General features: G+C 49.7%; 9 protein-coding genes and 2 pseudogenes. 4 read left to right on the top strand and 7 right to left on the bottom strand.

Going from position 1 to position 10,248, the window contains the following annotated elements:
- The 3 genes from BHE85_RS05390 to cysQ form a co-directional block, all read right to left on the bottom strand.
- A partial coding sequence (locus tag BHE85_RS05390) for an IS1 family transposase (protein ID WP_047664789.1) occupies positions 1 to 165 on the bottom strand: 165 nt, incomplete at its 3' end.
- Positions 166 to 224: 59 nt separating this feature from the next.
- Positions 225 to 1,136 (bottom strand): protein YtfI, encoded by a 912-nt coding sequence (ytfI, locus tag BHE85_RS05385; RefSeq protein ID WP_000937646.1) that lies wholly within the window; start codon positions 1,134 to 1,136, stop codon positions 225 to 227.
- Between the two features lie 211 nt (positions 1,137 to 1,347).
- Positions 1,348 to 2,088 carry a 3'(2'),5'-bisphosphate nucleotidase CysQ gene (gene cysQ / locus BHE85_RS05380; protein WP_000886909.1) on the bottom strand — a complete coding sequence of 247 codons (741 nt, stop codon included), beginning with the start codon at positions 2,086 to 2,088 and terminating at the stop codon, positions 1,348 to 1,350.
- A gap of 189 nt (positions 2,089 to 2,277) precedes the next feature.
- Here cysQ and cpdB point away from each other — a divergent pair.
- Positions 2,278 to 4,220: pseudogene (cpdB, locus tag BHE85_RS05375) on the top strand (2',3'-cyclic-nucleotide 2'-phosphodiesterase).
- A 128-nt stretch (positions 4,221 to 4,348) separates the two neighbouring features.
- Here cpdB and BHE85_RS05370 read toward each other — a convergent pair.
- Positions 4,349 to 4,729: a winged helix-turn-helix transcriptional regulator gene (locus BHE85_RS05370; protein WP_000084622.1), complete on the bottom strand. Its 381-nt coding sequence runs from the start codon at positions 4,727 to 4,729 to the stop codon at positions 4,349 to 4,351.
- An 88-nt stretch (positions 4,730 to 4,817) separates the two neighbouring features.
- Between BHE85_RS05370 and qorB the strand changes: the two genes are divergently transcribed.
- The 3 genes from qorB to ytfE all read left to right on the top strand — a co-directional run bounded on the left by qorB (position 4,818) and on the right by ytfE (position 7,521).
- Positions 4,818 to 5,678 (top strand): NAD(P)H:quinone oxidoreductase, encoded by an 861-nt coding sequence (gene qorB / locus BHE85_RS05365; protein ID WP_000560544.1) that lies wholly within the window; start codon positions 4,818 to 4,820, stop codon positions 5,676 to 5,678.
- Between the two features lie 107 nt (positions 5,679 to 5,785).
- Positions 5,786 to 6,751 (top strand): DMT family transporter, encoded by a 966-nt coding sequence (locus tag BHE85_RS05360; RefSeq protein WP_004988650.1) that lies wholly within the window; start codon positions 5,786 to 5,788, stop codon positions 6,749 to 6,751.
- Between the two features lie 107 nt (positions 6,752 to 6,858).
- The gene (gene ytfE / locus BHE85_RS05355; RefSeq protein ID WP_000331466.1) at positions 6,859 to 7,521 is read left to right on the top strand and encodes an iron-sulfur cluster repair protein YtfE; all 663 of its coding nucleotides are present in this window, start codon (positions 6,859 to 6,861) and stop codon (positions 7,519 to 7,521) included.
- A gap of 44 nt (positions 7,522 to 7,565) precedes the next feature.
- Here ytfE and cycA read toward each other — a convergent pair.
- The 3 genes and pseudogenes from cycA to BHE85_RS05335 all read right to left on the bottom strand — a co-directional run.
- Positions 7,566 to 8,977: pseudogene (gene cycA / locus BHE85_RS05350) on the bottom strand (D-serine/D-alanine/glycine transporter).
- A 308-nt stretch (positions 8,978 to 9,285) separates the two neighbouring features.
- Positions 9,286 to 9,906 (bottom strand): FKBP-type peptidyl-prolyl cis-trans isomerase, encoded by a 621-nt coding sequence (fklB, locus tag BHE85_RS05345; protein ID WP_000211225.1) that lies wholly within the window; start codon positions 9,904 to 9,906, stop codon positions 9,286 to 9,288.
- A 142-nt stretch (positions 9,907 to 10,048) separates the two neighbouring features.
- The coding region (locus BHE85_RS05335; protein ID WP_000327172.1) for an IS1 family transposase at positions 10,049 to 10,248 on the bottom strand (200 nt) is incomplete at its 5' end.

Raw genomic sequence — 10,248 nt, 5'->3', positions numbered from 1 at the left:
TTTCTGGTGCGTACCGGGCTGAGAGGCGGTGTAAGTGAACTGTAGTTGCCATGTTTTACGGCAATGAGAGCAGAGATAGCGCTGATGTCCGGCAGTGCTTTTGCCGTTACGCACCACGCCTTCAGTAGCGGAGCAGGAAGGACATCTGATGGAAATGGAAGCCACGCAAGCACCTTAAAATCACCATCATACACTAAATCAGTAAGTTGGCAGCATTACCGAACTCATACTGGTAACGCTAGTTGCTCTTTTTTAAACGCCTCAATGGTTGATTTATATTTCTCGCAAATCTCCTCTTCGGTAATATCACTATCTACGGCCAGATTCGCACTTACTATCGCATCCACTTGTTCGGCTAATTCGACTTGTTGGCAACCTGCATTAACCAGAAAATTATAAATAAGAGAGTAATCTTCATCCTCCAAAACAACAGAGGAACCATTACGAAAACGTTCATCCCCTCCATAGATTTTAAGCGCAAAGCCCAAAGATTCTATGACTATGGCAAAATTATCATCAATTATTTTTTCGTAAATATACCATCCATCGCATTCTTTAATTCCACCTCCTGGTATTTGGAGTTCAAATTTACCCCGTTTTAATTTGCTTACTATATCCTCCAATAAGGCATAACCTAAAGACACGTCACCAATCGCCTGGTGAATATAACCTTTAATCCTTTTCGGTATGTCAGACTGTTTTTTCTGCAGAATATCCCAAGCATACAATCTTCTGTTTTGTTCTAACGGAAATTCACGGTTTTTGAAATCCATGAATGAGTTATACTCATTTATTGTTATGGGGATTTCTTCGTATTCAAATCCACTGCCTCGCAATGTCATTGTATATTCGGCACCGTTATCTTTAAGGCTGAAACTGATAAGAAACTTATCCATGGCTTTAACAGTTTCATTTTTTGATGAAAGCACTTGATAACTATCTTTATCAATCTGAGTTGCGCAACGAAAAAACTCCCACAAAGTTAACAGGCTATCATAATTCGAAACCCAATCTTTTTTCTTAAATGCATGCTGAATATTATTAAAAAAATTGTTTGAATGTGTTTTTGTATGCGATGATTTTACGAATAACTCCACCGCACCAATAAAATTATTGTGTCTGATCCTGGGTAACATATGGCTACCTTATTTTATTTGGTTATTTTATGTCGCCATTAAATATCTCATTATAGAAGTAAACTATCAAAAAACGCTCATTATTAAAATGTAACTTATTAGCAATTGAATTTTTGCACTTTAAATACAATCTCTTTTTATTTATAACTTTTTAGGTTGGGAGAAATCAGGATGGCAGAATCAGGAAATACACTGTTTCTGCCATCTGAATTTAGTAAATAGACACTCTGAACCCAGGATTCAGGAACGACTCGCGCGGAGTGTAATCCAGCGGTTTACCCTGCCAGTCGTGAACGTGCGCTCCGGCAGCTGCGGCCACAGCATGTCCAGCGGCGGTGTCCCAAATATTCGTTGGTCCGAAGCGCGGGTACAGCTGCGCCTGTCCTTCCGCCACCAGGCAGAATTTCAGCGAAGAGCCGATGGACGTGGTCTGATGTTCGCCAAGCTGTTGCAGATACTCTTTCAGCTCCGCATCTGCATGGGAACGGCTGATAACCACCAGCGGCGGGCGCGCATCGCGGACCTGAATCTGCTTGCGCACACCGCACTCTTCTTTCCAGGCCTTGCCTTCTGCCGCGCTGTACATTACGTTCATTACCGGCGCATACACCACACCTAAAATCGGTTTGCCATGGTCAATGAGCGCAATGTTAACGGTGAATTCGCCATTGCGTTTAATAAACTCTTTAGTACCATCCAGCGGGTCTACCAGCCAGTAACGCTGCCAGTGCTGACGGACTTCCCAACCGGGAGGATCTTCTTCAGAAAGGACCGGAATATCCGGTGTCAGCGTACGTAAACCGTCCATGATAACGGTGTGTGCGGCAATATCCGCTGCCGTTACCGGAGAATTGTCCGCTTTGCTGACGACGTCCATCGGTTTCGTCCCGTCGTAGACCTGCATAATGGCATCGCCTGCATTCCGTGCAAGCTGGCATACTTGATCTAACATTTCTCCACCTCGTCTCTGTGAGCGGTGTTAACTTATTGTTTTACTTATACCCTATCGTTAATGAATGCGCCAACTGTGATAGTGTCATCATTTTCAAAGCGTAAAATTGTGGCATTCTTCACTGTTCTATAAGTAAGACGTTTATTCTCCCTTTTCTTTCGTATTCCCGATGATAAAAGGATGTCCCTGATGATTAAGTTTAGCGCAACGCTCCTGGCCACGCTGATTGCCGCCAGTGTGAATGCAGCGACGGTCGATCTGCGTATCATGGAAACCACTGATCTGCATAGCAACATGATGGATTTCGATTATTACAAAGACACCGCCACGGAAAAATTCGGACTGGTACGTACGGCAAGCCTGATTAACGATGCCCGCAATGAAGTGAAAAACAGCGTACTGGTCGATAACGGCGATTTGATTCAGGGGAGTCCGCTGGCCGATTACATGTCGGCGAAAGGATTAAAAGCAGGTGATGTTCATCCGGTTTATAAGGCGCTGAATACGCTGGATTATACGGTCGGTACACTCGGCAATCATGAATTTAACTACGGTCTGGATTACCTGAAAAATGCGCTGGCGGGAGCGAAATTCCCTTATGTAAATGCCAACGTCATTGACGCCAGAACCAAACAGCCAATGTTTACACCGTATTTAATTAAAGATACCGAAGTGGTCGATAAAGACGGAAAAAAACAGACGCTGAAGATTGGCTATATTGGCGTCGTGCCGCCGCAAATCATGGGCTGGGATAAAGCTAATTTATCCGGAAAAGTGACGGTGAATGATATTACCGAAACCGTGCGCAAATACGTGCCTGAAATGCGCGAGAAAGGTGCCGATGTCGTTGTCGTTCTGGCGCATTCCGGGCTGTCTGCCGATCCGTATAAAGTAATGGCGGAAAACTCAGTTTATTACCTCAGTGAAATTCCGGGCGTTAACGCCATTATGTTTGGCCATGCTCACGCCGTTTTCCCGGGTAAAGATTTTGCTGATATCGAAGAGGCTGATATCACCAAAGGCACGCTGAATGGTGTTCCGGCGGTAATGCCGGGCATGTGGGGCGATCATCTTGGGGTGGTCGACTTACAACTCAGTAATGACAGCGGTAAATGGCAGGTGACGCAGGCGAAAGCGGAAGCACGGCCGATTTACGACATCGCCAATAAAAAATCCCTCGCGGCGGAAGACAGCAAGCTGGTAGAAACACTCAAAGCCGATCACGATGCCACACGCCAGTTCGTCAGCAAGCCAATCGGTAAATCTGCCGACAATATGTATAGCTATCTGGCGCTGGTGCAGGACGATCCGACCGTGCAAGTCGTGAACAACGCGCAAAAAGCGTATGTCGAACATTACATTCAGGGCGATCCGGATCTGGCAAAACTGCCGGTGCTTTCAGCTGCCGCACCGTTTAAAGTTGGTGGTCGCAAAAATGACCCGGCAAGCTATGTGGAGGTGGAAAAAGGCCAGTTGACCTTCCGTAATGCCGCCGATCTTTATCTCTACCCCAATACGCTGATTGTAGTGAAAGCCAGCGGTAAAGAGGTGAAAGAGTGGCTGGAGTGCTCCGCCGGACAGTTTAACCAGATTGATCCTAACAGCACGAAACCACAGTCACTCATCAACTGGGATGGTTTCCGCACTTATAACTTTGATGTTATTGATGGTGTGAATTATCAGATTGATGTTACCCAACCCGCCCGCTATGACGGCGAGTGCCAGATGATTAATGCCAATGCAGAGCGGATTAAGAACCTGACCTTTAATGGCAAGCCGATTGATCCGAACGCTATGTTCCTCGTTGCCACCAATAACTATCGCGCTTACGGCGCAAATTTGCCGGTACGGGCGACAGACATATCGCTTTTGCTTCACCGGATGAGAACCGCTCGGTGCTGACAGCGTGGATTGCTGATGAGTCGAAACGTGCGGGAGAAATTCACCCGGCGGCAGATAACAACTGGCGTTTAGCACCGATAGCTGGCGATAAGAAACTGGATATCCGTTTCGAAACTTCCCCGTCAGATAAAGCCGCAGCGTTTATTAAAGAGAAAGGGCAATATCCGATGAATAAAGTCGCGACCGATGATATCGGGTTTGCGATTTATCAGGTGGATTTGAGTAAGTAAAACACTTCTTTTTCGGTCTATAAATTATCAACCGCATCCGGCATTTATTGGCGGATGCGATGCTGGCGCATCTTATCCGCCCTACCAGCCATGCACCGTAGACCAGATAAGCTCAGCGCATCCGGCAGTTATGCCGCACGTTCATCCCGCACCGCCAACACCTCGGGCAAATTCAACTCAATCCAGTCCGCCAGTGCAGCAACCTTTTCGCTCACCTGCTCGCCCAGCGGCGTGAGGCTATATTCCACATGCGGTGGCACCACCGGATACGCGATACGGTTAAGAAAACCATCCTGTTCTAACGCCTGTAACGACTGCGCAAGCATCTTTTCGCTCACCCCGCCGATTTTGCGCCGCAGGTCGCTAAAGCGATGAGTACCTTCGCGTAGCGCCACCAGAATCAACACCCCCCAACGGCTGGTGACGTGTTTCAACACCTCGCGCGACGGGCACTGTTCCGCAAAGAGATTACCCTCTTTCAGTTGTTGCGACAGGCTAACCTGACTCATTTCATACTTACCTTTTTGTACGTACTTACTAAAAGTAAGTTTAGGTGTTAGCGTATTTAAACACAAGACAAAACGATGGAGACTTCCCATGATCGCTATTACTGGTGCCACTGGCCAACTTGGTCACTATATTATTGAATCCTTGATGAAAACGGTTCCTGCCAGCCAAATAGTGGCTATCGTTCGTAATCCGGCAAAAGCCCAGGCTCTGGCAGCACAAGGCATTACCGTGCGTCAGGCTGACTACGGCGATGAAGCCGCACTGACATCTGCACTTCAGGGAGTGGAAAAACTACTGCTGATCTCTTCCAGCGAAGTGGGTCAACGTGCCCCGCAGCATCGTAATGTTATTAATGCCGCAAAGGCGGCTGGCGTGAAATTTATCGCTTATACCAGCCTGCTACATGCAGATACCTCCCCGCTCGGCCTCGCCGATGAGCACATTGAGACGGAGAAAATGTTGGCTGATTCTGGCATCGTTTACACCCTGCTGCGCAACGGCTGGTACAGCGAAAACTACCTCGCCAGCGCCCCGGCAGCACTGGAACACGGCGTATTTATCGGTGCGGCGGGCGATGGCAAAATCGCCTCAGCAACGCGGGCAGATTATGCGGCAGCTGCGGCACGCGTGATTAGCGAAGCCGGTCACGAAGGCAAGGTTTACGAACTGGCGGGCGATAGTGCCTGGACGTTGACACAGTTAGCGGCAGAGCTGACCAAACAGAGCGGCAAACAGGTTACCTATCAAAATCTGAGCGAAGCCGATTTCGCCGCGGCACTGAAAAGCGTCGGACTGCCCGACGGACTGGCGGATATGCTGGCGGATTCTGACGTTGGCGCATCGAAAGGTGGTCTGTTTGATAACAGCAAAACGCTTAGCAAATTGATTGGCCGCCCAACGACAACGTTAGCCGAAAGCGTAAGCCATCTTTTTAATGTTAATAACTAGTTAATTAAAGTGGCATCCTCCCGCATCCTCTCTAATAATGACGGGATGCCGGGAGCAATCATGTCTGCTTCCTGAACTTTCTTCTGACAGACCAATGGATGCCAGTAATGATTAGCGGCGTGCTGTACGCCCTGTTAGCAGGGTTGATGTGGGGGCTTATTTTTGTCGGGCCGTTGATCGTACCGGAATACCCGGCGATGTTGCAGTCGATGGGGCGTTATCTGGCGTTAGGGTTAATTGCGCTGCCCATTGCCTGGCTGGGACGCGTGCGTCTGCGTCAGTTGGCGCGTCGCGACTGGCTTACCGCCTTGATGCTCACTATGATGGGCAACCTCATCTATTACTTCTGCCTTGCCAGTGCCATTCAACGTACTGGTGCGCCTGTTTCCACGATGATTATCGGCACCCTGCCGGTGGTGATTCCCGTTTTTGCCAATCTGCTTTATAGCCAGCGCGACGGCAAACTCGCGTGGGGAAAACTCGCCCCGGCACTGGTTTGTATTGGCATCGGCCTGGCGTGTGTGAATATTGCTGAGTTAAACCACGGACTCCCCGATTTTGACTGGGCACGTTATACCTCAGGCATCGTGCTAGCGTTAGTTTCCGTGGTCTGCTGGGCATGGTATGCCCTGCGCAACGCCCGCTGGCTGCGGGAGAATCCCGACAAACATCCGATGATGTGGGCGACGGCGCAGGCGCTGGTCACACTGCCGGTTTCTCTCATCGGCTATCTCGTCGCCTGTTACTGGCTGAATACGCAAACGCCGGACTTCTCCCTACCTTTTGGCCCCCGTCCGCTGGTGTTTATTAGTCTGATGGTTGCGATAGCCGTGCTTTGCTCATGGGTTGGCGCACTCTGCTGGAACGTCGCCAGCCAGCGATTACCGACAGTGATTCTCGGGCCGCTGATCGTTTTCGAAACACTGGCAGGTTTGCTGTACACCTTTTTGATACGCCAGCAAATGCCGCCGCTGATGACGCTGAGCGGTATCGCGCTGTTAGTGGTTGGCGTGGTCATTGTAGTCAGAGCAAAACCGGAAAAGCCTTTAACTGAATCTGTCTCAGAAAGTTGACATACTGGCTGTGAGTTAAATAAGCCTCTGCTACGTAAGGGTTATAGCTTTTGCCTTAAAGATGTATTTAAAATACATCTTATCTTATTAAGAATGAGGTATCAGCTATGGCTTATCGCGACCAACCTTTAGGTGAACTGGCGCTCTCTATTCCTCGCGCTTCAGCTCTGTTTCGTAAATATAATATGGATTACTGCTGTGGCGGTAAGCAGACGCTGGCGCGCGCGGCGGCACGTAAAGAACTGGATGTTGAGGTCATTGAAGCTGAACTGGCAAAGCTTGCTGAACAACCGATTGAGAAAGACTGGCGTAGCGCCCCGCTGGCAGAAATCATTGACCATATCATCGTGCGCTACCACGATCGTCACCGCGAGCAACTGCCGGAGCTGATCCTGCAAGCGACTAAAGTCGAGCGCGTTCACGCCGACAAACCGAGCGTGCCAAAAGGGCTGACAAAATACCTGACCATGCTGCATGAAGAGCTTTCCAGCCACATGATGAAAGAAGAGCAGATCCTCTTCCCGATGATCAAACAAGGCATGGGCAGCCAGGCAATGGGGCCAATCAGCGTAATGGAAAGCGAGCACGATGAAGCGGGCGAACTGCTGGAAGTGATCAAACACACTACCAATAACGTCACACCGCCGCCAGAAGCCTGCACCACCTGGAAAGCGATGTATAACGGCATTAATGAACTGATTGATGACCTGATGGATCACATCAGTCTGGAAAACAATGTACTGTTCCCACGCGCGCTGGCGGGTGAGTGATCTAAAAGCTGGATGGCATTGCGCCATCCAGCATGATAATGCGGTTATTTCCGCAGTTCAGCAGCCCGCTTCTTACCAATAAACAACCAGCCCAGCCCCAGTGCGATAAACCACAGCGGGGTAACCAGCAGCGCCTGGCGAGTGTCATCTTCCAGTGTCAGCAACACGACCACGAACACAAAGAACGCCATACATACCCAGCACATCAGCTTGCCGAGCGGCATCTTGTAGATCGACTTCTCATGCAGATGAGGACGCTGTTTGCGGTACACCAGGTACGAGCAAAGGATAATCGTCCAGACGAACATAAACAGAATCGCGGAAACGGTTGTAATCATCGTGAACGCACCAATCACGCTAGGATTCACATACAGCATCACCACGCCACCGAGCAGGCAGATGCAGGAGAAGGTCAGCCCTTTCGCTGGTACTGCGCGCTTAGAAAGTTTAGCGAACGCTTTCGGTGCCACACCTTCCTGCGCCAGACCAAACAGCATACGGCTGGTAGAGAAGACGCCGCTGTTAGCGGAAGACGCCGCAGAGGTCAGCACCACAAAGTTGATCACGCTGGCAGCCGCAGGCAAACCTACCAACACAAACAGCTCAACGAACGGGCTTTTCTCCGGGACTACCGAACTCCACGGTGTCACGGACATAATCACAATCAGCGCGAAGACGTAGAACATAATGATACGGATCGGAATGGAGTTAATCGCGCGTGGCAGTGATTTCTCCGGATCTTTGGTTTCCGCAGCTGTTGTACCTACCAGCTCAATCCCCACGAAAGCGAAAACCGCTATCTGGAATCCGGCAAAGAAGCCACTTAAACCTTTCGGGAACCAGCCGCCGTCATTCCACAAATGCGCGAATGACGCTTCCACACCAGTCGGTGACTGAAAGTGCATCGCCACCATGACCAGGCCGACGACAATCAGCGACACGATGGCGACGATTTTGATCATCGCAAACCAGAACTCCATCTCACCGAACATTTTCACGGTGGCAAGGTTGAGCGTCAGCAGCAGCACTATCACCGCCAGCGAGGCGACCCAGTCGGAGAGATCGGGGAACCAGAACTGAGCATAAGCCGTGATCGCCACCACGTCTGCCATACCGGTTACAACCCAGCAGAACCAGTAAGTCCAGCCAGTGAAATATCCTGCCCACGGCCCGAGTAAATCGGAAGCGAAGTCACTAAAAGATTTGTATTCCAGATTCGAAAGCAGCAATTCCCCCATTGCCCGCATCACGAAAAAGAGCATAAAACCAATGATCATATAAACGAAAATGATCGACGCCCGGCAAGGCTAATCGTTTTGCCAGACCCCAGAAACAACCCCGTACCAATGGCACCGCCAATGGCAATAAGCTGAATATGTCGGTTTGTGAGATTGCGCCGTAGCGACTGTTCAGCCGGAGCCTGATCATCGGCAACGACTTTTACCTGATCTACCATGTTTTTTTCTTCCTGTACCTGTCTGTGTTGTTCAGGCTCTACGGCCTTTAGTCAGTCTATGATACGACGAATCTGTATCGGGACTCATCGATATTAGGTAACAATACGCGGGATGAATACTAAGATTTAGATCTAATGTTAATTTTATGTTTAAAGTGAGTGTCATATCACGGTGATAACGCGAAACATCTCACAAAAATACACGCTTACGGGGTCTTTGCAACACAAAATAGCGCCGTTTGGCAAACTGAAGGGTTTATTGCTGAATGCCTGCTCCCCTCTGGTTCGAGGGGAACAGAATGCGCTGCTTAGAGGATTTCCAGCAGTTCGACTTCAAACACCAGGGTGCTGAACGGAGGGATGGATGCACCTGCGCCGCGCTCGCCATATGCCAGTTCCTGCGGGATAGTCAGTTCCCATTTAGAACCTACCGGCATCAGAGTCAGTGCTTCAATCCAGCCAGGGATCACGCCGTTAACCGGGAATTCAGCGGGTTCACCACGAGCAACGGAGCTGTCAAACACGGTGCCGTCGATCAGTTTACCGGTGTAATGAACACGAACGCGGTCGGTACGTGCCGGAATTGCGCCTTCACCCTGGTTGATCACGCGGAATTGCAGGCCAGATTCGGTGCTATTCACACCTTCTTTTTTGGCGTTTTCTTCCAGGTATTTCACACCTTCAGCAGCCATCGCCTGGAAACGCTGACGACGAACGGCATCGGCGCGTTCGTGGATTTCACGCAGCGCGCGATGCACCACATCAACCGGAACAGCCGGATGTTTGCCTTCCAGCGCATCGGCAATACCTGCAACCAGTGCTTCTGGCAGCAGCCCTTCCAGGCCAGATTCACTCAGTTGTTGCCCTACCTGCAAACCAATGCCGTAGCTTGCTTGCGCTTCGATGGTGTCAAAAGTTGGGGTGGTCATCGTATTTCCTTTCTTAGGGTATAAAAGTAGCGGGCAGCATATCAGCCACACTTCTTTGGGTAAAACTTTGTCACAGGAATGATGACAAATCCCGGGGAAAAAGAAACAATAGCAATATCCCGTATGAGGTAATGACTCCAACTTACTGATAGTGTTTTATGTTCAGATAATGCCCGATGACCTTGTCATGCAGCTCCACCGATTTTGAGAACGACAGTGACTTCCGTCCCAGCCTTGCCAGATGTTGTCTCAGATTCAGATTATGTCGCTCAATGCGCTGAGTGTAACGCTTGCTGATAACGTGCAGCTTTCCCTTCAGGCGTGATTCATACAGCGGCCAGC

The sequence above is a fragment of the Shigella sp. FC1567 genome, from assembly GCF_001743015.1.
Taxonomy (GTDB): Bacteria; Pseudomonadota; Gammaproteobacteria; order Enterobacterales; family Enterobacteriaceae; genus Escherichia; species Escherichia coli.
Note: the sequence above shows the minus strand (reverse complement) of the source record. Positions and strands in the feature narration are given on the sequence as shown.